The 25,662-nt window shown below is 42.3% G+C and carries 22 protein-coding genes; 10 read left to right on the top strand and 12 right to left on the bottom strand.

Annotation, left to right across the window (positions count from 1 at the left end; all coding sequences use genetic code 11):
* Positions 1-110: 110 nt before the first annotated feature.
* On the bottom strand, positions 111-731 hold the full coding sequence (locus tag LN995_RS09895) for a DUF1684 domain-containing protein (protein ID WP_229960827.1): 621 nt from the start codon (positions 729-731) through the stop codon (positions 111-113).
* Between the two features lie 187 nt (positions 732-918).
* Between LN995_RS09895 and LN995_RS09900 the strand changes: the two genes are divergently transcribed.
* The 5 genes from LN995_RS09900 (at position 919) to LN995_RS09920 (ending at position 5,646) form a co-directional block, all read left to right on the top strand.
* A complete protein-coding gene (locus LN995_RS09900; RefSeq protein WP_229960829.1) occupies positions 919-2,019 on the top strand; it encodes a glycosyltransferase in 1,101 nt (366 codons plus the stop codon).
* Positions 2,020-2,113: 94 nt separating this feature from the next.
* A complete protein-coding gene (locus LN995_RS09905; RefSeq protein ID WP_229960831.1) occupies positions 2,114-2,893 on the top strand; it encodes a GNAT family N-acetyltransferase in 780 nt (259 codons plus the stop codon).
* Between the two features lie 231 nt (positions 2,894-3,124).
* Positions 3,125-3,739 (top strand): DJ-1/PfpI family protein, encoded by a 615-nt coding sequence (locus LN995_RS09910; RefSeq protein ID WP_229960833.1) that lies wholly within the window; start codon positions 3,125-3,127, stop codon positions 3,737-3,739.
* Positions 3,740-4,690: 951 nt separating this feature from the next.
* Entirely contained in the window at positions 4,691-5,407 is a 717-nt protein-coding gene (locus LN995_RS09915) for a hypothetical protein (RefSeq protein WP_229960835.1), read from the top strand.
* Positions 5,408-5,445: 38 nt separating this feature from the next.
* Positions 5,446-5,646, top strand: a complete 201-nt coding sequence (locus tag LN995_RS09920; RefSeq protein ID WP_229960837.1) for a YwbE family protein — start codon at positions 5,446-5,448, stop codon at positions 5,644-5,646.
* 122 nt (positions 5,647-5,768) lie between these two features.
* On the opposite strand, the gene radC is transcribed toward LN995_RS09920, so the two are convergent.
* A complete protein-coding gene (gene radC / locus LN995_RS09925; protein ID WP_229960839.1) occupies positions 5,769-6,491 on the bottom strand; it encodes a RadC family protein in 723 nt (240 codons plus the stop codon).
* Positions 6,492-6,645: 154 nt separating this feature from the next.
* Between radC and LN995_RS09930 the strand changes: the two genes are divergently transcribed.
* The 4 genes from LN995_RS09930 (at position 6,646) to uvsE (ending at position 10,399) form a co-directional block, all read left to right on the top strand.
* Positions 6,646-7,878: a metallophosphoesterase gene (locus LN995_RS09930; protein ID WP_229960841.1), complete on the top strand. Its 1,233-nt coding sequence runs from the start codon at positions 6,646-6,648 to the stop codon at positions 7,876-7,878.
* A 263-nt stretch (positions 7,879-8,141) separates the two neighbouring features.
* Positions 8,142-8,594, top strand: a complete 453-nt coding sequence (locus tag LN995_RS09935; RefSeq protein ID WP_229960842.1) for a hypothetical protein — start codon at positions 8,142-8,144, stop codon at positions 8,592-8,594.
* A 251-nt stretch (positions 8,595-8,845) separates the two neighbouring features.
* Positions 8,846-9,436 carry a carboxypeptidase-like regulatory domain-containing protein gene (locus tag LN995_RS09940; RefSeq protein WP_229960843.1) on the top strand — a complete coding sequence of 197 codons (591 nt, stop codon included), beginning with the start codon at positions 8,846-8,848 and terminating at the stop codon, positions 9,434-9,436.
* 69 nt (positions 9,437-9,505) lie between these two features.
* Complete coding sequence (gene uvsE, locus LN995_RS09945; protein WP_229960844.1) at positions 9,506-10,399, top strand: UV DNA damage repair endonuclease UvsE; 894 nt, start codon at positions 9,506-9,508, stop codon at positions 10,397-10,399.
* 20 nt (positions 10,400-10,419) lie between these two features.
* Here uvsE and LN995_RS09950 read toward each other — a convergent pair whose 3' ends face one another.
* The 10 genes from LN995_RS09950 to LN995_RS09995 form a co-directional block, all read right to left on the bottom strand.
* The gene (locus LN995_RS09950) at positions 10,420-10,911 is read right to left on the bottom strand and encodes a DUF4112 domain-containing protein (protein ID WP_229960845.1); all 492 of its coding nucleotides are present in this window, start codon (positions 10,909-10,911) and stop codon (positions 10,420-10,422) included.
* 44 nt (positions 10,912-10,955) lie between these two features.
* On the bottom strand, positions 10,956-11,258 hold the full coding sequence (locus LN995_RS09955) for a hypothetical protein (RefSeq protein ID WP_229960846.1): 303 nt from the start codon (positions 11,256-11,258) through the stop codon (positions 10,956-10,958).
* 255 nt (positions 11,259-11,513) lie between these two features.
* The gene (locus tag LN995_RS09960) at positions 11,514-12,257 is read right to left on the bottom strand and encodes a DeoR/GlpR family DNA-binding transcription regulator (protein WP_229960847.1); all 744 of its coding nucleotides are present in this window, start codon (positions 12,255-12,257) and stop codon (positions 11,514-11,516) included.
* A gap of 230 nt (positions 12,258-12,487) precedes the next feature.
* Positions 12,488-13,663 (bottom strand): acyltransferase family protein, encoded by a 1,176-nt coding sequence (locus tag LN995_RS09965; RefSeq protein WP_229960848.1) that lies wholly within the window; start codon positions 13,661-13,663, stop codon positions 12,488-12,490.
* Between the two features lie 130 nt (positions 13,664-13,793).
* The gene (locus tag LN995_RS09970) at positions 13,794-16,820 is read right to left on the bottom strand and encodes a glycoside hydrolase family 3 N-terminal domain-containing protein (protein ID WP_262910458.1); all 3,027 of its coding nucleotides are present in this window, start codon (positions 16,818-16,820) and stop codon (positions 13,794-13,796) included.
* 154 nt (positions 16,821-16,974) lie between these two features.
* The gene (locus tag LN995_RS09975; protein WP_229960850.1) at positions 16,975-17,691 is read right to left on the bottom strand and encodes an N-acetylmuramoyl-L-alanine amidase; all 717 of its coding nucleotides are present in this window, start codon (positions 17,689-17,691) and stop codon (positions 16,975-16,977) included.
* 17 nt (positions 17,692-17,708) lie between these two features.
* Entirely contained in the window at positions 17,709-18,707 is a 999-nt protein-coding gene (locus tag LN995_RS09980; protein WP_229960852.1) for an N-acetylmuramoyl-L-alanine amidase family protein, read from the bottom strand.
* Between the two features lie 91 nt (positions 18,708-18,798).
* Positions 18,799-19,719, bottom strand: a complete 921-nt coding sequence (locus LN995_RS09985) for a serine hydrolase (RefSeq protein ID WP_229960853.1) — start codon at positions 19,717-19,719, stop codon at positions 18,799-18,801.
* A 70-nt stretch (positions 19,720-19,789) separates the two neighbouring features.
* A complete protein-coding gene (locus tag LN995_RS09990) occupies positions 19,790-21,352 on the bottom strand; it encodes a SusD/RagB family nutrient-binding outer membrane lipoprotein (protein WP_229960855.1) in 1,563 nt (520 codons plus the stop codon).
* 14 nt (positions 21,353-21,366) lie between these two features.
* Positions 21,367-24,417, bottom strand: a complete 3,051-nt coding sequence (locus LN995_RS09995) for a SusC/RagA family TonB-linked outer membrane protein (protein WP_229960857.1) — start codon at positions 24,415-24,417, stop codon at positions 21,367-21,369.
* Between the two features lie 273 nt (positions 24,418-24,690).
* Between LN995_RS09995 and LN995_RS10000 the strand changes: the two genes are divergently transcribed.
* Positions 24,691-25,641 carry an N-acetylmuramoyl-L-alanine amidase gene (locus LN995_RS10000; RefSeq protein WP_229960859.1) on the top strand — a complete coding sequence of 317 codons (951 nt, stop codon included), beginning with the start codon at positions 24,691-24,693 and terminating at the stop codon, positions 25,639-25,641.
* The last annotated feature ends 21 nt before the right edge of the window (positions 25,642-25,662 follow it).

Raw genomic sequence — 25,662 nt, forward strand, 5'->3', positions numbered from 1 at the left:
AAATTACGAACTTTACATTACGGGTAAACAAGATAACCTCCGTTGGGCAAAGGCCCAGACGTTGGTTTACTTTTACCATGCTTCTTGTATCTAAGGTCTTGCACCTGTACCTAATGCGCGCCATTGTACGTCTTTTCCCCGGCTGATATAGCTACACTAAGGCGATTCTCTTTTGGCGGCACAGGGCAGACGTACTCTGAGTTATAGGCACAGTAAGGGCTGTAAGCGCGGTTAAAGTCCAGCACTACTGTTTCAGCACCCTCTTCAAACGGTACATCTATGTACCGGCCACCACCATACGTTTCAAAACCGTTGGTCTTATCGGTAAAAGGCACAAAAAGTTCTGCCTTCTCCTCATTTATTCTTTTGTACAATGTAAGGCGCTGGGGCTGCCCTTCCAGCTCGAAATTAGCGACAGCATATTGCAGGTAGGGTTCTGTCGTGCCATTGGTCATAGGCATATACAATGTATCCTGCTCAGGCACCTCTTTTACTTCTGCTTTTACACGGTAATTCACATCAGGCTCGTAGTACACCAGGTTCGTAAAACTTCTGCGATTCTCATCCGTAAAGGGTGTGCTGGCACGGCTCCTGAAAGACAAGTCTTTATCTTTCCGCTCCTGCAACAGTGGCTTTGTGTAGTTGTCGTCGTTGAAAAATGATTCGGACACAACATAAAAAAGCACTAGTGCAATGCCCGCTATAATGATATATTTTAATGGTCTTTGCATGACTGCAACTTAGTTTTTCCAAAGTTCGAAAATTTTGGAGACATAGGAGCTAAGTTCAGCTTAATACTAGTAGTTAACGTAGATATCTTTATTGTATAACTACTCCCCGGCTGGCTACATTCTTATTTTAAGCCCATGTAATTGTATGTCTTCAGAGTAACGGGGACTGGAAAACTATACAACAATCATGAATACAGGTGATTCTAAAGTACGCTTACTGTACCTCCCAAACGAAGCAATGCTGGACAACAGGTGTATGCAGATTGGACCAAGAAAAGCTTTTGAGCATTTACTTGAGACTAATCAGATAGAAGCATACAGCGCTTTTTCTTTCCTACACGAATACAATACAACCGGCAGCTACGAGACAGTCCGGAACAAACTGCTGCAAGAGGCTAAGAAGTTTAAGCCTAACGTTATTTTATGGCAGCATATAACCAGTTTTGATGCCCCTGCTGAATTTCTGCGTGAGTTAAAAAATATAGAATCCAAGCCCGTTCTGGCCTACCATGAAGGCGACCCTTATGGCCGTTACTTTAAGCGCATGTCACCTCAGCTTAAAGTTATCCTAAGAGAAGCTGACATCGTGTTTATGATAGGTCTTGGAACTTTTGCAGAATTAGCCAGAGAGGCCGGAGCAAAAAAAGTATTTTATGCTCCTCATATGTTTGACTCGGTGCGCTCCGGAAAGCCCTGGACTCCGACCACTGAAAGAGAACATGACATTGTGATGATTGCCAATGCGGGTAAAACGCGTATTCCCGGGCGATACTTTCCGGGGGGGAGAAACCGTATGAAGCTTGCTAAAAAACTAACCCAACGGTTTGGCAGGCGCTTCGCCCTTTATGGCAAAGGCTGGGACAAGCTGGAATCATCCAGAGGACTACTTCCTTTTGATAAACAGGAAGAAACAATACAATCTGCCTGGCTAACTATAAACTGGGACCACTTTGACAAAGTTCCTTATTACTTTTCTAATAGGCTTCCTATTTCGCTGGCAGCGGGCGTACCTCATATAACCTCCTATCACGCTGGATATGAACATATGTTTGATAGCTGCAAAGGACTTTATGCTGTTAAAACAGTAGACGAAGCAGTAGAGACTGCTCAGTTCCTGTTAAGCCAGCCAAAATCTCGTTTAATACAGGAGGGCATTCAAGGCAGAGATTTTGTTTTCAACAACCTGGAAGCCAACATTGTTTTCACCAACATTCTGAACACCATAAAGAGCGAGCATTTTAAACCAGATAAGGCTGCTATAGAGAACAGTCATTTTATAGTAAGCTAAAGTACTGGTTGAGATTAATCTGCAGCACACTATCCTGGTCTTTATCAGTTTTCTTTAGAAGTAACTCATTCTGCCTTCTTACTGAATGCACTCCATGAAAGCAAAGCACTTGAATGTCGTAGACAAAAACTTCAACCTGCACTCATGCCTGCTTCCAGCAAAAACAGCAGGCATGAGTGTAGAAAGAACCAAGAATCTTACTTACACAGATTGCGGCATCTCCTGCGATACATTTAACATTATCCATATAACCGATGGGCAGCATGTTACCATAAGTGAACTTGAAACCGCCCTTGAGCATTACCTGAAACAAGACTTTGCCTTCTGCCTTTGGGTTTGCAAAAAGAATTTAACAGAAAAACTCAGAGCTTTTTTAAGGAGCTTAAAGCTAAAACAGGTTGCCAGCGAGGCAGGCATGGAACTTGACCTGCCACAATACAAAGCCACACCCACCAATGGGCTGGGCAGCATCAGAGTAATAACAAGCAAAGAACAAATAAATACTTTTGCGTTTGTGTTATCTTTAAACTGGAGCCCACCGGACCAGAACTTAGTATCCTACTACGGCAAAGCTTCTCAGGCTATACTCCAACAAGATAGAGGCATCTTATTCGCTTGCTATTTTTTGGATGAAGAGCCTGTTGCCACCATAGAGTTATTTCCCACAGATAACAAAACAATAGGGATCTATAACTTATCAACACGCGAAGATCATCGAGGCAAAGGTATAGGCACCGCATTAATGTCTTTCGCCTTGAACATGGCCAAAGACAAAGGCTATGAAACAGCAGTACTCCTAGCTTCAAAAGACGGTATTAACATTTACAAAAGATTTGGTTTCCGAGAAACCACTTCTTTCTTTGGATTTAAATAAGCTATGCTGCCTTTACACAATCACTCCTCCAGAAGACTAACAGAAAGATAAGGTATACAGCGTTGCTTTTTACTATTGATTTTCATACCTTATCACTATTCCATTTTACGACATCACATGACATTGGCTAATGACCCAACAAGTTTAATACCCTGTTAACTTGCCTGTTAAAGCACCCGCAGCTGCTTAATGGCTTTATTAAGTTCTGTTAATACCTATACACTTACCACTATGGAAAAATCAAAAAAAATCCTTTTCCTGACAGGAGACTTCACAGAAGATTATGAAACAATGGTACCTTTCCAGATGTTGCAGATGGTGGGTTATGAGGTACACGCTGTATGCCCGGATAAAAAGAAAGGTGACACGGTTAAAACAGCGATTCATGACTTTGAGGGAGATCAGACTTACTCCGAAAAACCAGGACATAACTTTGTGCTGAACTATACCTTCTCAGAGGTTAACCCAGGCGATTACGAGGGATTGGTAATTGCAGGGGGCAGAGCGCCAGAATATCTCCGACTAAACCAGGGCGTGCTGGATATCACGAAATATTTTGCAGAAAACAACAAGCCCCTTGCCGCCATTTGCCACGGCATCCAGATACTGACAGCAGCCAGAGTAGTTAACGGAAGAAAACTGACTGCTTATCCTGCCGTTGGCCCTGAAGTAGAATTGGCTGGAGGCACTTATGTAAATGTACCTGTGGATGATGTTGTAGTAGACAGAAACTTAGTAACTTCTCCGGCCTGGCCTGCTCATCCTAAATTTATCAGAGCATTTCTAGATGTGATGGGTGTTAAGATTGATTTAGGAGAACTTGTTTCGGCAGAGGCTACGGTATAACCACTGCACCTTTTTACTTCTAAAGCTTAGTATCCTTTAGTGTTGTTAGTACAGCTTAATATAGCATACAATACTTAATCAATAACTTAAATTGCCATTTACAAAAGCAGGTATAAGTGCTCCATGTCGTTTACCCACTCCTAACCCCTCCCAATAAAGGAATTTTGCAAACGATTAGAATATGCCCCTCCTCTGAGAGGCTAGGAGTGAGTAAAGGTTCAGTTTCAGCACCACAAATAAATCGCGACTTGAATTGATTAATATTTAATCGGTATGATAAACCTACTGCTAGAAAACAACTGTCGCTTTATCTGTATTCTTCCTTAACTGCATTGCCTGCTTTTCATCTTATGCCCAGCAGGTAACTCCTTCTTCAGGCTTCTTTCCAGCTACGGTCGTTCTTAAGGCAAGTGTAGCCACTGCTATTAGTAAACGAACAGCAAACAAGCTACGGTGCATTAATTCTGGATACTGCAAAGTTAGAAGTTGACGCTATTCTGGAGAGTATTACAGCCATTAACAAGTACGGCGGCAGTGCCAGAGGCGGAGCTGTACTGGCCAAAACAAAAGATAATGTTAAGCTAGTCAGGATTGATCAGATTTTCAATCATTTTCAGGTGCCTTCTTTTCAGCACGACAAAAAAGTTCTTATTAACGGCAGACTGGTTAGCCATGAGCTTGTTTTAGCTGATATCAGCAACATAGAAAAGTAGAAGTAACCTCCCCTTACTCGATATAGCTGGAACGAAAACGAAAAGTACCTGAACATTATCACTAAAAAGTAATTCTTTTAAAAACATAGACAAGTTACCTACCACCTCTACTACACAATCATTCCTGCTAGAAGAGACATATAAGGCTTGTCTGTTAAAGCATCAGCTACATTTTAAACTAATATATAACCTTTTGAAGAAGACATGTACGATTGGGGTTCTATGCTCTCTGCTTTGTTTGAGTTACATACCCTTACAAGCACAGACAAAGGAATATTCCATTGAGAAGCCTGATAAGATGCGCTTAAATAAGCTAGGTGCTACGTTAGGTCTTGGAGTTGCCACTATGAACCTGAACGAGATGAACAACCGCCTGCAGGAATTGGGAATTGGCAGCTTAGAAGAAGACCAAAACTGGTACAACTTTAGTATATACATAGAATTTAACAGTGGTTTTGGTATATCGATGGATATAAGCGGAGGCATATCTCTTGAGAGCGAGCTATATAACCCAGATACCTGGATTACACTCAAAGCACTTTCCTTTGGCCCCACACTATATTATCCCTTCGTCAAGACTAACCGTATCCGTTTATCGGTCTTAGGCGAATTACGCACCTACGACATGAAATTTGAGTATAACGCTAACGCCAATGCAATTCCTGACCTAAATAACCTTTTAACTAATCCTGCTGCAAATAGTAATACAGTAATTTTAGAAAGCACATCTACTGATGCAGTAACTTTAGGAGCGAGGTTTCAGTACCGGTTAGGGAAGAAAGAAAATCTTAAGCCAAGGGAATACAGCCTGGGTATTGACATAGGCTACAACTATGGCTTTGGCAGCGTTGCCTGGCACGAAATACGCAGTAAATATGCTATAAATGATATGCCAGCCATAAAGCCAGACAACTTTTATTTTAATTTTACCTTTACAGCTTTGCTCATACGTTAAATCAATAAAGCAATTCTAAGGTAAAACCAGAACAAGAAATGGACGGAAAAAAACGATCAAACATAAAACCAGGCCTGCATGTAAATATCGTCATGAAAGAAGACCAACGCACAGGCGACCTGACAGAAGGCTATGTGCAGGATATTCTTACCAACTCTTCCACGCATCCGCATGGCATAAAGGTACGCTTAGAAACAGGCGAAGTAGGTCGGGTAAAGGAGATACTGGAAGAAGACTAAAAGAGAATTAGTTCGAAAGCTTTAAGTATATTCTAACGAATAAATTTCTACTTTGGTGCACGTGCCTGTTACCCTACAGGCACGTGCACTTATTCTTTAACTTCTGATGTTAGTAGTTTCGGTTACAGAATGCCCTCATCAGCGAAGCTATAATAATCATTGTCGGTAAAAATGATATGGTCGAGCACTGGCAGGTCCAGAAACTGACCAGCCTCTTTCATCTTCTTTGTCAGCGCAATGTCTGCAGAGCTAGGTTTAATGTTACCGCTTGGGTGGTTGTGCACTAATATAATAGAACTTGCTAACTGCTCCAGCGCCTTTTTAAATATGATTTTAGGATCTGCCACCGTGCCTGCCACACCACCTGTGCTAATGCTTTCTTTCTTCATTACCACATTGGCCCGGTTCAACAATATAATCCAGAACTCCTCATGTGGCAGATCCAGCAATTGAGGTTTTATATAATTGTAAATATCTGTGGAGCATGTAATACGGGTTTTGGCTACGGCAGCTGTTTCTTTACGTCGCCGGCCCAATTCCAAGGCACTTACTATGGCAATGGCTTTAGCCTCACCTATACCCTTGTGCCTCTTCAGGTCATTTACTGTCAGTTTGGCAAGTTCATTCAAATCATTGCCAATAGCCGATAAAATTAATTTAGCTACATCTACCGCTGTCAGTTTTGGTGTGCCAGACCCAATAAGGATGGCAATTAGTTCTGCATCGCTCAGGGCTGCCTTTCCTTTTAATAAAAGCTTCTCCCTAGGGCGATCTTCCTCAGCCCAGGTTTTAATGTTCAGCGACGGTTGGTACAGTATAGCTTCTTCTATGGCAGACTCTTTCACAACGGTATAGAATTTGATAAGTAATAGATGCTAGTGCAATTCTTTTTCCCTTGAATTAGTTCAGCACCAGCATAATTTATATCCTACTTTGTTTTACTTTAACTTTTAGAACTAATCTGGCCAAAGCCACACAAGAGGCAAGGCTTATAATATTATGGGACGATTTATTTCAAACGGAGTAATTATCCTGCTTCTGTTCCTGATCGACATGTATGTTTTTCAGGCAGTGAAGGCCGTTACTCAGAGCTTATCTACTACTGCCCAAAGAAGCATATACATTGTGTATTGGGCCATTTTTGCTATTACGGCTGCCACTATTGTACTTTTTACTTTAACGCGCGGCACGCCACCTAATAACCTTAAAAACTATCTGGCAAGTATTTTATTCATCATCTTTGCCTGTAAGTTAGTGGTAACAGTTTTCTTACTTTTAGATGATGCGATCCGGTTAGGTAAAATAGTGCTGAACAATACCAGCAAAGAGCCTTCCTTTGATCCATCCAGAAACAAATTTCTGAGCCAACTTGGCCTGCTTGTGGCCGCAGTGCCTTTCTCAGCTTTTATCTACGGTATGGTGAGAGGAGCTTATAACTATCAGGTAAAACGCGTTACATTGCGCTTCCCGAACCTGCCTAAAGCTTTTGACGGCTATAAGATGCTGCAGATATCTGACCTGCACACAGGTAGCTTTAACTCTACCAGCCCCTTAAAAGAGGCAGTAAGCCTGATAAACAAGCAGGAAGCTGACCTTGTGTTTTTTACCGGAGACCTGGTGAATAACATGGCTGTGGAAGTGCAAGAGCATATTGATACACTAAAGGAAATAAAAGCTAAAACGGCGGTGTTTTCTGTACTCGGCAACCACGACTATGGCGATTATGTAAGTTGGGAAAGCCCTGAGGTGAAGCGCCAGAACCTTAAAACGCTGATTGAGTCGCATAGCAGAATGGGCTGGCAAATATTAATGAACGAGAACCGGCTAATAGAAAAAGACGGAGAGCATATTGCCGTACTGGGAGTGGAGAACTGGGGCAACCGGGCAGGCTTTCCGAAGTATGGCAATTTAAACAGAGCTTACGCCGGAACAGAAAACAGCCCGTTCAAGGCGTTACTGTCTCACGACCCATCGCATTGGGATGGTGAGATAAACAAAAGCTTTCAGGACATAGACCTGACACTTTCCGGCCACACGCATGGGATGCAATTTGGCGTAAACATTCCTGGTTGGAAGTGGAGCCCTGTGCAGTATGTGTACAAACAGTGGGCGGGCTTGTATCAGAAAGGTAAACAGTACTTGTATGTTAATACTGGCCTTGGTTTCCTGGGCTATCCGGGCCGGGTCGGTTTCTTACCCGAAATTACTGTTTTCGAGCTTAAAAGAGCATAACAGTTCATCCTAAACAACAAGAGCCGGTTTAAAATCCGGCTCTTGTTGTTTAGGATATGTGCTAAGGGCAACTGCTTCTTTTTGTCACATTCCCTTAGGGCAGGCAACTTACAGCTTTGTGCCAGCCATACCACTAGCTGGCACAAAGCTGTAAAGGCTTATACGAACTTAATGCAATAGCTGCGCGTAAAAACAACAGTACTGTAAGGGGTAATACACTCTGAACCATGTGCAGACTATAATGTAATTAGATATACCAGATCATGAAAAAGATACTTTATTTGTTGTGCTTTACAAGCGCTTTTACTTTTGCCTCTTGTTCAACTGATACAAAAGGCTACAGCTATGAAACAGAACACTCTAACGATGATGAGAATGTAAACCCCAACCATATCAGGACTTATGCCGATATCAGACCAGGAGAAATAAAAGGTTTTAAAACCAATGCAGGTACTATGTACGGTTTTACGCCTACTGTTATCAACAACATGAGAGACAATCTTGGTTCTGATGCAGCAGTAGCAACAAGAATGGTGTATGTGTACTATGACCCTAGCAGAGAGATGGCTGATCTTTTAAAAACCTACCATTCTGCTTCATCTGCACAATCAGCTGAGCCAACACAGAATGATATGGGCAGCGGTATCAGTAACACTGACTCCACCAATACTGAAGAAAGGAATAGTAATGTTTCAGAAGTTTCCCCAGTTGAGTAAAAGCAGCAACCATTCTTATCAAAAACAGTAGTTAAGCAAAAGCCTATAGTCCTTATCTGTAGGCTTTTGCCTTTTCTGTATTATAATTGATAGAACTTTAGTACTTTAGCAGCACTATTAATTTTGACACTGGCATACTTTTTGGCTATTGGTAGCGTATTAGGACCAGGAAAACGCTGTTTTTATAACGGCATCTGAATTTTTACATGCTGAAACACCCTCTCTTATACTTTACATTACTTTTGCTGCTTTTGAGTGGCCTACCTGTGCTTGCCCAACAAAATATCAGGATAAGCGGCACCGTGTTTCAGTCTGATAAAAAAACACCTATACCTGGGGCTACCATTACCAGGGTTAACAGCCACCTTGGAGTTTTAACAGATGAAAATGGGGCATTTCTGATCGATGTTTCCCAGCAAGATACATTAATGGTACGTGCCGTAGGGTTTAAGCCCCTGATGTACCTACCAAAGCAGTTACCTGTATCTGAAGTGCGTGTAAATATTGTGTTACAGGAAGATAGCGTGATGCTGGGTGAAGTAGAAGTTACCAGCCGGCCATCTAAGGAAATGATTGACCGTGCCCTCCGTAACATGAAACGGGAACAAGTAAGCCAGGTAAAAAGACCAGGCTATATTCCGGGTTTAGAGCCTCCTCCCCCTCCTGAGGAACCTGCTCCAACCATTGCAAGCCCTGTCGGTTTGCTTTATAATATGCTTTCCAGAGAGGGGAAAGAACTAAAGAAACTGCAGGAACTGAAGGCTGAGGAAGAGCTTAAGCGTAAGCAGCAAGAGAAAAAAGATTATAACCGGTTCTTTAAGGATAACACGGGCTATCAATAAAGAATCATTCAACGGCTAAACATTTTGCTTTTACGTAGGTTATGACATATATCAAAACCATAACCTTACATGAAAATAGGATACCCCTGTATAAATGTAGCTTTAGACTGTAGTTCATCACGCACTTTTCGCCTGGCTTCTTATAATGAGGAGCGCCTGATTCAGACTGTAGAACAAAACCTGGCCTGCCTGCGCCGTATTCTGGAGTACAATGTTAAAAACGGCATGTTCTTTTTTCGGATAACATCTGATCTGGTACCTTTTGCCTCTCACCCTGTTAATACTTATAATTGGCAGGAACATTTTAAGATGACCTTCAGGCGGTTGGGAGATTATATTAAAAGCAATAACATGCGCATATCCATGCACCCCGACCAGTTTGTGGTACTTAACTCACCTAATGAACAAACAGTAAAAAACAGCATTGCTGAGTTAGTCTATCAGGGAAGTGTGATGGACTTAATGGGGCTGGACACTTCAGCTAAACTCCAGATACACGGGGGAGGCGCATACGGAGACAAGGCTTCGGCCATAGATCGCTTTGCCGAAGTGTATCACACCATGCTTCCTGATGCTGTAAAGGCCCGCCTCTGTGTGGAGAATGACGATCGTACTTATACTTTGTCAGACTGCCTGCGCTTAAACGAACTTACTGGTATGCCTGTTATCTTCGACAACTTCCACCATGAGTGTGTTAACAACGGAGAGCCGATGCGTGAAGCAGTAGAAATGGCAGCCTCTACCTGGAAGGCCGAACGTGATGGAATCCTGATGATGGACTATAGCTCACAGGCTCCCGGAGAACGCAAAGGCAAACATGTGCAGAGTATACAGGAACATCTGTTCCATTACTTCCTGGCGGAAACCGAAGGACTGGACATGGATATGATGCTTGAGATTAAAGACAAAGAAGAAAGTGCTTTGAAAGCTGTGGAGATAGCCAGCTCGTTAGGCCGGCTTTAAGAAATCAAGCTGGAAGGTTATTAGCTAACAATGAGATAGTAGACCCATTCTGCCAACTCCCATAGGGCCCAGACAACAAGCACGAGCAAGACTGCAATACCTATTAATGCCCCTAATATAATACCTTTACCACTGCCTTGGTATTTACCTTCCTCGTAGTGCCGGCGCAGCATACGTACATTTCGCTCATTTGCTTTGAAGGCAAAGTCGAAAATATTCCCAAGAACAGGAATGCTGCCAATAGTAAAGTCCAAGGCAATATTGAGCAGCATGAGCGCCACCAGCTTACCACTGGCTCCATGTCGTGCCATAGTCAGAACAAGCATAGCTGACACAGAAAACGAAGCCAAATCTCCCACTACAGGGAATAACCCCAATATAGGGTCTAAACCAAAACGCCATTTTGTACCCGGAAAGCTAAACTGATTATCCATGAGGTTCACCACATAATCTACCCATTTAAGCTTTTCTGAGCGAGGAGTCCGCGTATAGCGTGTGTTTTGCTGTGTCATATGCGCTTATACGCACATCAGTAACCAAAAGTGCTAAAGTTTCCCTACCGTGGAACCATAGAATATTTTTTCCATTGGCTCTTTCTACGCTTCATAGCAGCGGTTTTATAATAAGGTTTCTTCTTCTTTTTCTTTTTGGCTATTTTGTTCTTATTCCTAAAGATGCCACTCAGGAAGCCATTAGAGCTCTTGGTTTGGGCGCTAACTAACAAGCCTTTAGCACTGCTTTCATAAGAGTATGGTATCAGCATTATTGTCACCAAAGTCAGAACCAGAAGCTTTCTCTTAGAATTAATCATCACAAAAAAATAAAATAACAGAGAGCCATAGCTTATCAATTCTAACATAGAAATGATAGCTTAACAATATATAATTATAACAGTTTAAATTGTGATTTAAAAGCTTTTATTAAAATTTATCACCTAAGGAATCTGATATGATTATTTTTATTTCTCTACATCTTTAGCCTCATAATAGAGTTTACAGATACTAAGATGAGCGATAGAGCTTCATGAGTTAGCCTCAGGAGACTGTTTAAGCGCCAAAGGAACTTTAACTAAAGAAGCAAACACCTGTATAGATAGATGTAAAGATCCGTTTTGTTAGAGCACTGTTACAGATGCTGCATACTCTGCTAATGCAGGATCAGATGGCTTAAGATCAGTGATTAAATAATGAATAGCATTTAGGTTGCATACTCTCATATTCTGAATAGAATTAAGCTTTTCAGCAATACTCATAATGGCTGTTCTTTTGGCAGATTTTATCATTGCTTTCTTCACCTGCACAACCTCCCAGTCAGAATCTGTTACCCCATCAGCCAGAGAAAGCCCGTTAGTACCTAAAAAGCACAAATCTACTCTTATCTCAGAAAGCTGGTTAATTACCTGCGCTCCTATATTTATGTGAGAGTTCTTAGATAGTTGTCCTCCAATAAGTATTACGTTAATATTAGAACGTTCTGCCAATTCCAGCGCCACTAAGGGGCTTACTGTAAAAAAGGTACACTTCAAGCTTTCAGGTATCATGCGAGCCACCTCGATCATAGTGGTTCCTCCCCCTACCAACAGCACCATCTCTTCCTGGATAAGTTGTAAGGCTTTCTTCGCAATTTCTTTTTTAGACTCCTTGGCGTATACCTCACTTTGCTGGAAAGGATAATGAAAGGACTTTGACAACGCTCCCCCATGTACTTTTAAGATTTTTCCGCCTTCAGCCAACTCATGTAAATCTCTTCTGATTGTGTCTTCAGAAACATTAAGTTGCGTACTTAGATCTGATGAAAGCACCTTGTTATGCAAATTAATCTGCTTAATAATAAAAGCCTGCCGTTCTTCCTTTAGCATTATATTGATAGTTGTAATCTTTCCAAATATAGTTTAATTTATATAAACACAACAGCCCCTGAACCACGTTTTAGCATAACTCCTTTATGTTTATTATGGTTTATATGAAGTGATGACAGCTATATTAGCTTTACTCCTGTTACTATAAAAGCTGTAAAACTATATTGGCCACAATAATAAGAGGTAGTAATATTTGAACAAGAGCGGCAGAACATTTTCTAACTCTAAGTTTACACTTTAATGTATATCTTTCTCTTATCCATCCAGAAGCTTACCAGCCACATAACGAGCATATAGCTTAACGCAAACAGCAGTGAAGCTATTTTACCTTCTGACCAGCTTAGGAACAGGTTCTCATATATCCACCCTTGCAAACTGACGCCATTCATCTGCACAAAGCCCAGTATTTTGATTAGCAGCGTAGCCAATGCAAAAATGAACAGCGGGTTTTTCCCAAACACTTCAAAAAAGTACGCCCACCTAACAAAGCCTGCCACTTTTATAATGAACAGTAAAGTGCCTAATATTATCAGGCTCAGTCCCACAGCATGCAAAACATAGGAGCTTGTCCAGAGCGGTTTATTGATTGGAAAGTATAGGTCCCACACAAAAGCAGCGACAATTAAAACAGCACCTATTGCATTAAGCTTTGAGAATGTACCTAGCCCACTTCCGTTTTTCTGGATGAACATCCCGGCAAAGTAACCGGCTATCACGTTTACAACAGCAGGTAAAGTACTCAACAGTCCTTCCGGGTCAAAGGGTATTCCAAAGCCTTTGTATAAATTTTGTTCCGGTAATAGCCAACGATCAAACTTAAGAGCTGCATTACCTGTCAGGCTGTAAGGCGCCTGAGAGTCTCCAAAGAAGTACAGAATTGCCCAGTAAGCAAGCAAAGTAACAAAACTAAAAATAAGTGCGCCTGCAGACTTTAAGTAGCGAACAGCCAAAGAGGCAATAAAATAGCAAAGTGCAATCCGCTGCAGCACTCCCATTACACGCACAGCAGTAAAGTCTTTCAGTATAACCTGGCCTTCATCTGTGCGGATAACGAAGGGAAACAAGTTAAGGAACAAACCTATCAGGAATATAAGAGCCGTTCTTTTAAAAACTTTTTTCAGGAACAGGCTATCCGGCTGTGCATTAAATTTTCGCATGCTAAAGCTCATGGCATTGCCAACTACAAAAAGAAAAGACGGGAATACCAGATCTGTAAGGGTAAAGCCATGCCAGGCCGCATGCCGGAAGGGAGCATAGATATTATCCCAACTGCCAGGGGTGTTCACCACAACCATCAAAGCAATTGTCAGTCCTCTGAGCACATCTAGTGCCTGATATCTTTCTGACGTTTTCGCTTTTAGCAGCCCAGTAACTGCAGTTCCCTGTACTGTAATGAGCTTGTTCATAGAGAATAATCCATTAAACCTGAAAAGACTAATACAACTACCGTCAGTTCTTCTGTTAATTAAGCTTTTACTTCTGAATGACCTTCTAAAAAAGAAGTCCGTCCCGGTTACTTGGGACGGACTTTCAATATTACTGTTTTACTGAAACTGTATCTGACTTCTTCGCTTTTTCCATAGCATCATATACCACCTGCAGCGCTTTTGTACGGATGTTAAGTTTACTGAGCTTGTTGTTTTCGCGGGTTGGATTTACACGGTTAGAAAGAAACACATATACAATATCGTTTACAGGATCTATCCAGGTGTAAGTGCCTGTAAAGCCTGAATGTCCAAAACTTTCTACCGGAGCGCTTTTTGCCGCATTACTGTTCTCTGCACCTGGCCTGGAAGACCGGTCAAAGCCAAGGGCTCTGTAGTTGCCCTGCTCACAAAACTGGCACTTACTAAACTCGCTTACAGTGTTACCTCCAATATATGTTTGCTGGGCGTAGGTGCCATCGTTAAGGTATAGTTGCATTAGCTTAGCCAGGTCATTCGCATTGCCGAACAGGCCGGCATGGCCACTTATACCACCCAACATGGCTGCTCCCTCATCGTGAACAGTGCCATGCAGCAACTGCTTCCGAAACTCCTGATCATACTCCGTAGGCACAATTTGGGAGGCCGGGTAGTACTTGTAAGGGTTAAACGTTAAGGTAGTAGCCCCTATAGGTTTATAAATATTTTCCTTCAGATAAGACTCAAAATCCTGCCCAGTGATATTCTTGACTACAAGAGGGGCCAGAATAAAAGAAAGATCACTGTATACGTAGCCACCTTTTTCGTTTAGCGGAGACGCTGCTATCTCCTTATATATTTTCTTAGCATATTTCCGATGGATATACAAGTTATCAGCCACCTTGATAGGGAAGCGCCTGGAAGAATCAGCCTTAAACGTAAACCATTTGAATTTACCATTCTTCTTCACTGTCTCTTTCCAAAAAGGAATCCATGCCTGCAGGCGGGCCTGGTGTGTTAGAATGTCGCGGTAACGCAGGCTTTCTTTGTTTGTTCCCTGCATCATAGGCAGATAATCACCTAAGGTTTTGTCTACATCAAAGCGGCCTTCTCCTTTCAGTTTCATAAAGGCAGCTAAGGAAGTACTAACTTTGGTTACAGAAGCCAAATCGTAAAGGTCTGTATTCTGCACAGGCCGCTGATTATCGTAGGTATGATAGCCAAATGATTTGTAGTAAATAACTTTTCCATTTTTAGCTACCAACACCTGTGCGCCTGGCGTAGCCTTCTCTTTTATGGCTTGTGCTACAAGCGAATCTATACCGGCTAAGTCTTTTGTATTCAAACCAACAGCTTCCGGAGCTGAGTACGCAAGTCGTAAGTCACCTTGTGTTACCAGGCCATCACCAATTCGAAAAGCGTTTGAAACAGTGACAGGAAGCTTGCCCTTGGCTCCTAAACCACCGAATATAATCTGAGCAGCTATGTCCTGTGCTGTCTCATTTTCCTGGTAAGCAGCCAGCACAGCATTCGCTTTATCAATACCTTCGAACTTTGCTAAGCTGTACACATTCCCAAATACGCTTACAATGGTAGGCTTAGAGCGGATCAGGTCTTTCAGAAACAGGTTCATTTCTGCTGTAACCCCAAAGTTGCTGGCTCCGGCCTTAAGTTGTAGTTTATGCACCCCGGCAATAACCAAATTATAACTTTGTAGTTGCTCTTTCATCTGCTGCAATTCTGCAATAGAGCTATTAGGAGAAAGAAAAAAAGTATCAACTTTAATGTACTTTGCTAAGCTACGCTGGAAATCAGTCTCTTTTGTAGTACCAATGGCTAAGGCGGCAACTTTTAGCGTATCCAGCGTCCGGATGGGTAAAATGTTCTGCTTGTTGCGCAACAGCGTAAGAGACGACTCTGTTAACTGGCGGTTCAAGTATACTGCATGCGGATTGTTTAAATCTTCTATAAGGTGAGCCGTTTCGATTGGCTTCCATTCATCAAGCCCCATCCACTGTTTAGCCGCCAGTACCTTACGGCAACGGGCATCTACTTCGTCCTGCGTAATTTCTTTACTTTTGATGGCTTTCTTTACTTCTTCTATAGTCGTTTTCACATCCATCGTATTCAGGAGCACATCATTGCCTGCCAGCAAAGCTTTTACATCCACAATGCCTGGTGCATAAAACTTAGCCACTCCCTGCATGTTCAGCGCATCTGTAAACACCAAGCCTTTAAAGCCTAACTCCTCCTTTAGCAAATCGCTTACAATAGATTTGGAAAGTGTAGAAGCAAGATTCGGCGTATTATCCAGCACCGGAATATTCATGTGAGCAACCATTACACTACCGAGGCCATTGGCCATCAGCTGGCGGAAAGGGTATAGCTCAGTGGAGTCTAAACGGATGCGGGAAAAATTAATTACCGGCAGCCCCACATGGGAGTCTACGTTGGTATCGCCGTGGCCAGGAAAGTGTTTTGCGCTTGCCAACACATGCTGGTCCTGCATCCCCTTCATATAAGCAATGGACTTACGTGCTACATTATACTTGTCTTCCCCGAAAGAGCGAAAACCAATAACAGGATTATTAGCATTGTTGTTGATATCTACGGTAGGTGCAAAATTTATATTGATGCCCATACGGCGGCACTGGCGGGCTATCTCGGCTCCCATATCATAAATAAGCTTCTCATCTTCTACACCTCCCATCGACATCTGATAAGGGAAGCGAGTGGTGCTGTCCAATCGCATAGACAAACCCCATTCTCCATCAATAGACACCATCAACGGCACTCTGCTTTCGCGCTGGTAGCGGTTGGTCATTTTCGCCTGCCTTACCGGCCCTCCCTGAAAAAAGATTACGCCACCAACCTTGTAAGTCTTTATCAGGTTACTAATAGAATCAATATGTGCCTGATCTCTGTTCGAGTACACTGGTATCATAATTAGTTGGGCTATTCTTTCTTCTGGTGTTAGAGTGTTGAACACCGAGTCTACCCACTGCTGCTTTGCATTCAGAAAGGGAGGATCTTTTTCTGGATTAAATGCTGAGGTGGCTGGCTTTCGGAATTTAGCACGACTATTCTGAGCAAGCAGCTCGCTTGCTCCAAGCACGAACAGCAGCAGTAAGACGAAAGGTACAAAAACTTGTTTTTTCAAGGCAATTAAGGAGTTATATATGAAGTAGATAGATTGCAATTTAAAAGATTTTAGCTTAGGAATACTTGTGTTTGCAGGCATAATTTGAATATTGGAAACAGTACTAGCACAAGCTGATATTGCTATTCTTATGGATCCATTAGCTTAAATAAAATTAACTTTGTGGCGCACCTTTTAAATTCAAGTCTTTCACTCTGCTCCTTATTTTTCTCATAAAAGACACGCCAGGGTCAATTTTTTCTGTCAGGTAATCTGGGTTCGTTTCGCGCCACAGGGCATGGTTTCTAAAGTTTTTGTACTCATAGTGCCCAATCAGGTACTCAATATCGTACCGATGGGCAAGGTACCTCACCAAGGCTTCATTGGCTTTTAGCTGTGCTTTTGTAAGGGGCTCTTTTTCACTTCCGACATTTTCAACTCCAATAGCACAATAGTTCAGACCAATTACATGGCGGGCAAACGCTGTATCAGGAAGTAGCTGAAAAATAGCACCATCGCGATCAATTAAATACTGAGAAGAAACATTTAAATTACTTGCTGAGGCAATTCCGCTACGCGCTCCAGGTAGAACAGGAGAATTGAAAGCATCGAATGTTTGCTCAAAAGTCGGTATTGCTGTCCAGTGCAGCACAATCATTTTAGGTTTTATATAAGGAGAGTCCTGCTGTATATTGTGCCTGTTCTCCATATATTCCAGCGAAAGCTTTTTCCTTTCTGCGTCAAAAACAATTGGTTTATGGAAAGTCCGGAAAGTTGGAGAAGCACAGGCTCCAAGAAGTAAAAGTCCTAAGAAATGAGCTACAAAAAGTATATTCTTTGAGAGTCTGGAGTTAAGGTTCATGTTTTTCTTCTGTTCAGTTGGTTGTTTCACAGGAGGGCAGCTTTATATTAATGTGAGAGTTCTACATAATATTCTTCCGCCCGCAGTTTCTCTTGCTTTGCCTCGTTTGCTTTACCTAAGCTTACCAGCAATGCAGCCCTGTTCTGGTGGCATTGTGCAGCTACATATGAGTCGGGGAAAGAGCAGGCAGACTGTGTAAATAATTCATAGGCTTTATGCATTGAAGCAGTATCCTTATGCTCCATAAGCGCCTTTGCTTCCATAAAATCCTGATGCCAGCGAAGTGCTGTTTCATTCATGCGTTCAGCTTCCTGAAAGGCTTTGAAAGGTGGAATATTTATCTTTGAACCTTTGACTACAACGGGAGCATGAGGCTTTCTGAAAAAGGCCTCCAACGCTGTAGCATAGGCCAACGCTTCCTGCCTGTTATGTTTGTTTTGCTGCAACCGTGTCTCCTCTGCTGGGTTTGTAAAGAAAGAGGCTTCTGCAATTACTCCCGGAATGCCATAGGTATCGCGCAGCACTTTGGCTCCCGCTGTTGGGAAAATAGTATGATCTGAAACCAGGCTTACAGGTGTTTTATTTTGATATAAATGTTTTGTGAGAGACTTAGCCAATTGTTTACCCAAAGCTACACTGGCTGCATTCTCTGTAGCGCTGCCATGAAGGTAGATAATAGGAAAATTTACCGTAGGGTCAGCTGTAGCATTATGATGAATAGACACAAACACATCTGCTCTATTGTCAGTAGCTAAGGCAACCCGCTCATCGAACGGAACATTATCATCTGCCACGCGGGTCATTAAAACCTTTGCGCCTTTCTTCTCCAGCATTTTCTGTAACAAGAGAGCTACCCGCAGGTTTATCCATTCTTCTCTTTCTCCAGCAGGTCCTACGCGATAGCTATCTGTCTGAGCAGTGCCGCCATGTCCTGCATCTACACAAATTGTTTTTCCGGTTAATGGGCTGCCTTGCTTGCTAACACCTACAGCAGAACAAAAAAAGGCAGGAAAAATCAAGATTAAAACTAATAGGTAGTTTCTCATAATCAGCACTTTTTATTTGAGTGAGCAATACACATTTTACTTTTGATTACTGATAAAACTTTACCAGAGCCTCCAACAGTAACTTTAAATGCTATCTTATCAAGGCAGGATCTATATAGGTGCCATAGCGGGTAGCATTACCTAACCGCCAAAAATACTGGTACAATACTGCTGATGCCTCTTCCATTACACCTTCTGCTTTACCTCTTACTTTATAATTCTCCATGATGGCTACAGCATAGGGGCGCTCCGGCAGTAGAACAACAGCCCACTCTGTTGAAACACCGTTCAGTACACCAGGCTTAAAGGCAATCGGAACATGCTCTGGAATGCCTGCCGCCAAACGACTATCGTTGCGGTTCGTCTTTTGTAGTATTCTTAAAATTTCGTCTGATATAGTTTTGTCTACAAATTCTCCTTTGTACAGCATCTGTAGAATTCGGGCAGCCTCAGCAGGAGTTGAGATATTCTCATCACCTCTACCTGAAGCCGCTGCATTAATCATCTTTCGCTGTACACGAGTTTGCTCCAGCCCCAGTAACTGTAAAGAGGCATTAACATTAGATAGCCCAACAAGGTCAAGCAATGAATTTGTCGCAGTGTTGTCGCTTAAGGCGATCATCAATATACTTAAATTCCTTATGCTGAAAGGTGCCGGGTCCGCCAAATCTTTTATGATGCCTGTACCTCCAACTATATTCTCCTGCTTAATGCCCCTAACATCAGATAGCTTAAACTTGCCCTGATGCGCCTGCTTGTAAACTTCCATCAGAATAGGAATTTTGATGGCACTAGCCTGAGGGAAAACCACATCGGCGTTAAAAGCAAATCTTTCACCGCTTATAAGGTCAATAGTCACAAGCCCGGTAACGGCCGGTGAAGCTTCTACAATGCTACTTAGTTGCTTTTCGACTTTCTGCCGAAGAATTTCTTTAGGGGAAGTTTGAGCCAATGTGCATAAGGTTATCAGGTACAAGGGCAAGAGTATGAATACCAAAACAAGCTTTTTCATGAATAAGGCTTAATAAAACAAAGAATCCTCCTTGCCGGAGGATTCTTTGTTTCCAGTTTCCAAAATAGGTTTAAGGGCGGTTCCACCACAATGGCGTTAATAAACGGTATTGCTCAGAGTTGTCGCCAATTTGCTCACCATTACGGTTCTGCTCATTTGTCTCATAAACCATTGCCTGTATCCACTGGTTAGGGTCATTTACATCGAATACTACTGTATTAATGTTAGCAGGTCTTTCCAGGTAAGGGCCATATATTTCCTGGCTGTAGTCCATGCGGCGCATATCTACCCAGGTTTCCGGGTTTAGGCACTGCGTAATATACTTCTGTCTCATAATGTGGCTCAGGCCTTGTGTCAGGTTATTGAAATGGTCCGTCACGCCATCTTCAACCAGTGCATTCCAGTAAGCATTTATCTCATCAGAAGGAACACCTAGCTTGCGCATATTAGCTCTCACGCCTTCTTCATAGGCCACTAAAGCTCCGGCTGCATCATTAGAACGCAGGCGTGCCTCTGCCTCAATCAATTTAACTTCCGAGTAAGTAATAAATGGGAAAGGTGAAGTTGGCCTAGTATAAAAGCCGCTATTCTTAAACAATCCATAGTCTTCAACAGAAGTAAACTCCCCGGAACCATTCTGGCCGCCTGCCAGCCCTAAGCCAGATTTAAGACCGCGGTAAACTCCATCAGATGGTGCGGGATTCATAATGTGACTGATGCGTGGGTCCTGATAGTCTGTTTCAGTGACTGGTATGTTCTGCAGCAGGTTTACAAAAAACTGGTTCCAGGTGAAGTAACGGTGCTGAAGCGGATCTTCATTTGTGAATCCACCCCAGCTATACCATGGATTTTCGTCTGTTTGCTGCCCACCCTCCATGTAAGCAAATTCAGCATCCATACCATCAGCATTAAACCCATTCTGGCAGGCTTCAATAATTGCCTGAGGGTCATATAAGTCACTCTTCTTAGAAAGATGGTTCAAGTATCGGGCTTTCAGTGACCATGCAAAACGTCGCCACTTATCTACATCCCCCTGATACATAATGTCGCCTCCACTAAAGTTCAGCGGCGTAACATTATTCGGGTCATCAAAGGCAACAATTGCCTCATCTAACAATTGATTAATTCTCTGGTAAACTTCCTCTTGAGTGTTGAAGGTAGGTGTAAGGTTCAGCTGAGATGTTCCACTGTAATAATCATCTACTACTATAGCTCCATACTGATCAGTCAGCATGCCATAGTTCAGAGCTAGCAGGGTTTTCCCAGCTCCTACAAAATGTGGATTTCCTTCTTCCTCACCCAGCACGATCAAATCTACACAGTTAGGCATGGTAAAAACATAGGCGTTTTGCCAGAAGAAATAGCTAGCCGTAAACCGCCAGGTTTCTGCATTTCTGTTGGTTCCTGTTGTTAGAGCAGTGGCTACATATTGTGTTACACCAGCAACTTCACGTGAGCCACGCCACATAGAAGCACCATTTGAGGTAGTAATAGCACCTACTAACCTGCTATGTGCCGGTACTGACGTTGGCAGATTAGGATCATCATTAATGTCCAGGTAGCTTTCGCAGGAAGTGTTAAACAGTAGGGAAGCAATAAAGAGAAGCTTTATCTTAAAATATCTTTTTTTCATGATCTGTACACAGTTTATAGGGTTAATCTTAATCCGAGGTCAAAGCCACGGGTGGCAGGAACACCAAGGTTATCAAAGCCGAACGATCCGGAACCTCCTACACCCGCACCGCTTCCGGAAACTTCAGGATCCACGCCGGAGTAGTCAGTAATCAAAATAAGGTTGCGTGCCGTACCAAAAAACTGCAGGCTGTTAATTGGTGTTTTCTCTAGCAGTCTTTTTGGTAACGTGTAAGTTAGCGTTACATAGCGTAATCTCCACCAGCTTCCGTCTTCCACAAAATCATAACCCTGGAATGGATAAATTGTCTGGTAATAATCCTGGTCCAATACTACACTTTGCGTGTTAGGCTCTCCTGTAGATTCAATAATACCTTCAAACACTTTTGTCTCTCCTCTGTTAAGTGTCTTTGTGCTTAAGCCGGAGCGAACCAGCACATTTTCAGTGGCATTATAAATATCACCACCTATGCGCACATCCCATAAAAAGGAAAGAGACAAAGCATTCTTATAAGTAAAGGTGTTCGTAATACCTCCTGTCCAGTCTGGGTTACGGTCACCGATGTATTGCAGGGTAGACTGCACCTGTGGGTATCCTTCGTTGTTTAACAACAGTTGTCCTTCTTCATTACGTTTCCAGACATTACCATTAATACCAAACAAGGTCCCTCCCAGGAAGGCCGCCCCCTGTGCCACCTGACCAGCAGCCCATGCATCAGACAGTTCAACGCGATCTAATGTACCAGGCAAGCTTGTTACTGTAGATTTATTCTTTGCAAAGTTTAAGTCTAATGCCCATGTAAAGTTTTCGCTCGTTACCAGCTGGGTATTCACCATAATCTCTACTCCTTCATTATCAATCTGGCCACCATTCAGATATGCCAGAAACCCTCCGGAAGAAGGAGGCAAACGTGTACCTAATATTTGCTCGTCGGTGCTTGTTTTGTAATAGGTAACATCCAGCCCAAGTCTGTTTCGTAAAAAGCGAAGATCAGCACCAACCTCAAAAGAGTTAGTAAATTCTGGCTTTAATTCTGGATTACCATAGTAATCATTAGCGTTGGAAATAAAACCACGTGGAGCAATTGTAAACGAGTTGGTAGAAGTAGCAAGAGTAGTTTCCAATACATGAGGAAGTGCATCTTTACCCACTCTGGCCCAGGACGCACGTACTTTTGCAAACGATAAGAAATTATCTCCTGAAGTAGCACCGATATCCTCCAGTAAATCAGTTACAATGATGGAGGTACTAACTGCCGGATAAAAGAATGACTGGTCTTTTACTGGCAAAGTTGAGGACCAGTCATTTCGCCCACGGAAGTTAAGAAAAGCAATGCCTTTCCAGTCTAGATTTAAGTCAGCAAATACACCTACTATTCTCTGCCGTTCTGTAGCTTGCGAAACTGTACGATCTGATTCGACAACATTGTTAATACCAACAAAATCCGGAGCAATAAAATTGCGCCCATACCATGTTGCTGCTTGCCTATGGCGACTTTCAACGTTGTGCCCTAAGGTTAAGCTTGTGTTGATTGTCTCCCCGAACGTTTTTTTGGCTGTAACCAACAAAGTAGAAGTAGTAATCTGGTTGTTAGTAGTAGATTGTGAAAGAGCTCCTTTTTCTTCGCCTGTTATAGTAGTTCCAGGCATTCTTACACTCTTAAAGTTATCAGTATAGTAGTCAGTACCTAAGCGATAAGTAATGTTCAGAAACTCAAACGGATCGTAAACAACATTTCCAATGGCTATCAAACGATCTACATCACTGGAGATAGGCTTATTATAAATACCCCAAACAGGGTTATCATTGGTGGCAATAGTCCGCTGAGTGCCATCCGGATTAAGATAGTTATTCATATCATCGTTTCGGGGCCAATACACAGCACCCATTACGCCATTGGCACTACCCTGTGAAACATATGTTCTGCCTGTTTTAATATAGTTGGCACTTCCGCCAACTTTTAGTTTTTCACCCACCTTTGTATCAGCTGATACACGGAAAGAATTACGCTCTAAACTAGTGTTATCTACAATACCACCTTGGTCGTAATGTGACGCAGAACCGTAGAAAGTAGAGCGGTCGTTTCCCCCGCTAACCGACAGGTCGTGCTTTTGTGTAAAAGCTGTTTGAAAAATGCTTTCCAGGTTATCATAAATCGTTTCTCCTGCTTCAAACTGCGGTCCCCAGGAGCCCATAGCCGAAGGATCGAAATCACCTTGTTCACCTTGTTTATACACAGACTGAAGCTCGGGCAGCTTGTTCACTACATCAAAAGAAAAGCTATTAGAGTAGTTAATCCTTGCTCTTCCACCTGTCCCTCTCTTTGTTGTGATAACTACTACACCTTCTGCAGCCCTTAAACCATACAACGCCGCTGCTGATGGCCCTTTCAACACCGAAATACTCTCAATATCTTCCGGGTTTATGTCTATTGCTCTGTTCGATGCAGGAGCTGTTCCAGCGTCCAGACCACCTTGGCCTACAGCAGTTGTATTATCTACAGGAATACCATCTACTACATACAATGGCTGGTTATTTCCGCTCAACGACGTACCGCCCCGTATTAGCATAATAGCCGAAGCCCCTGGCGCACCACCTGAATTTGTAATCTGCACCCCGGCCACTTTACCCTGCATGGTATTTACAATGTTAGGCTGTTGTGTTTCGGTTATGTCTCTTGACTGCAACTCCTGCACAGAGTAACCTAAGGCTCTTTTCTCCTGCTCAATACCAAAAGCTGTAACAACAACCTCTTCTAAACTTCTGGCATCTTCCTGCAGCGCCACATTAATAGTGGAGGAAGATCCTACAGGCATTTCTTTTGTAGTGTATCCAATAAACCTGAACACTAAAGTACTTCCTTCTGATGCCTGAATGGTGTATTGCCCAGATACATCTGTAAATGTACCTCTTGTTGTGCCTTTAACAACCACACCCACACCAGGCAGTGGAGTATTATCAGCAGCCGATGTTACCTGCCCGGTAACAGTAACAGTTTGTGCCCATCCTTGCCAGGTAGTTAAACTAAAGCCTACAAGGAGTAGCAGTAACAAGACTTTTTTCATAATAAGGTGGTTTAATTTAGATTAGAAAGATTAAGAACTGTTATATATTTATTTAAGACAATACCACTTTACCCACACTTCAATCAAGAATTAGAAAAATAGAACATCTTTAATTTTCTTTATTACAAAAAAGGAGACCAACTTTAGAGGCTGTATAAAACAGGAGCAGTATCATAAACAAGTAGTTTCAAAAACATCATAATCATCAGCGTATTAAATTCTATTTCCTTTAACTTTATTTATTCTGACACCTACACCCAATTCACCTTCCCTATGAGATACAGTTTAACTCTTCTAGCTTTTGTAGCAATTACTTTCCTTTATTCTTGCTCTTCTAACCCGTATGCATCCACTAACAGAGCTCATAAGAAAAAAATAAAAGCTTATACTAAGTCATTAAAAGCTGTTCCGTCGGCAGCGCCCGATGAGGAGCTTCTGCAAATGGGCGACTACTGGGTCGGCACTACAAACTTTAACATGCGTAAAGCCAACTATGTAGTTATTCATCATACAGCTCAAAACTCAACAGAGAAAACATTACAGACCTTTACCACACCATCCACTGTAGTAAGTGCCCATTATGTAATTGGGAGCGATGGCAAAGTTTACCACATGCTGAATGACTATCTGCGTGCCTGGCATGGCGGCATTGGCAAGTGGGGAAGTAACACGGACTTAAATTCATCTTCTATTGGTATTGAACTGGATAATAATGGTTCCGAACCTTTTTCTGATGCTCAGATTAACAGTTTACTGCAGGTATTAGCTGTACTGAAAAAGACCTATGGAATACCTACCGCCAATTTTATAGGGCACTCAGACATTGCCCCTACCCGTAAAGTAGATCCTAACCCTACTTTTCCCTGGAAAAAGCTCGCAGAAAATGGCTTTGGATTATGGTATGACGAAGATGTTCTTAACAGAACAGCCATTCTTGACAGAGACATTATACTGGACAGTGCCGCTGTTCTTGATAGTACTGTTTCTCTTGATAGTGTCATCATTTTTAAAAGAACTATAGTAGTTAATAAATCTATTTTAAACGACAGTATTCCGGCTTCATTCAACCCTCAGGAGGCTTTGCGCATTATCGGTTATGACACACAAGATTTAGAAGCTGCTATTAAAGCTTTTAAACTTCACTTCATTCAGAGCGACCTAAGCGCCACTTTAACAGAAGAAGACAAACGAGTGCTTTACAACCTGTACAAAAAGTATTTATAGTTATTTTTCACTCATTGCCAT

Origin of the sequence: Pontibacter silvestris, from assembly GCF_020907275.1 — a bacterium.
GTDB classification, from domain to species: Bacteria; Bacteroidota; Bacteroidia; order Cytophagales; family Hymenobacteraceae; genus Pontibacter; species Pontibacter silvestris.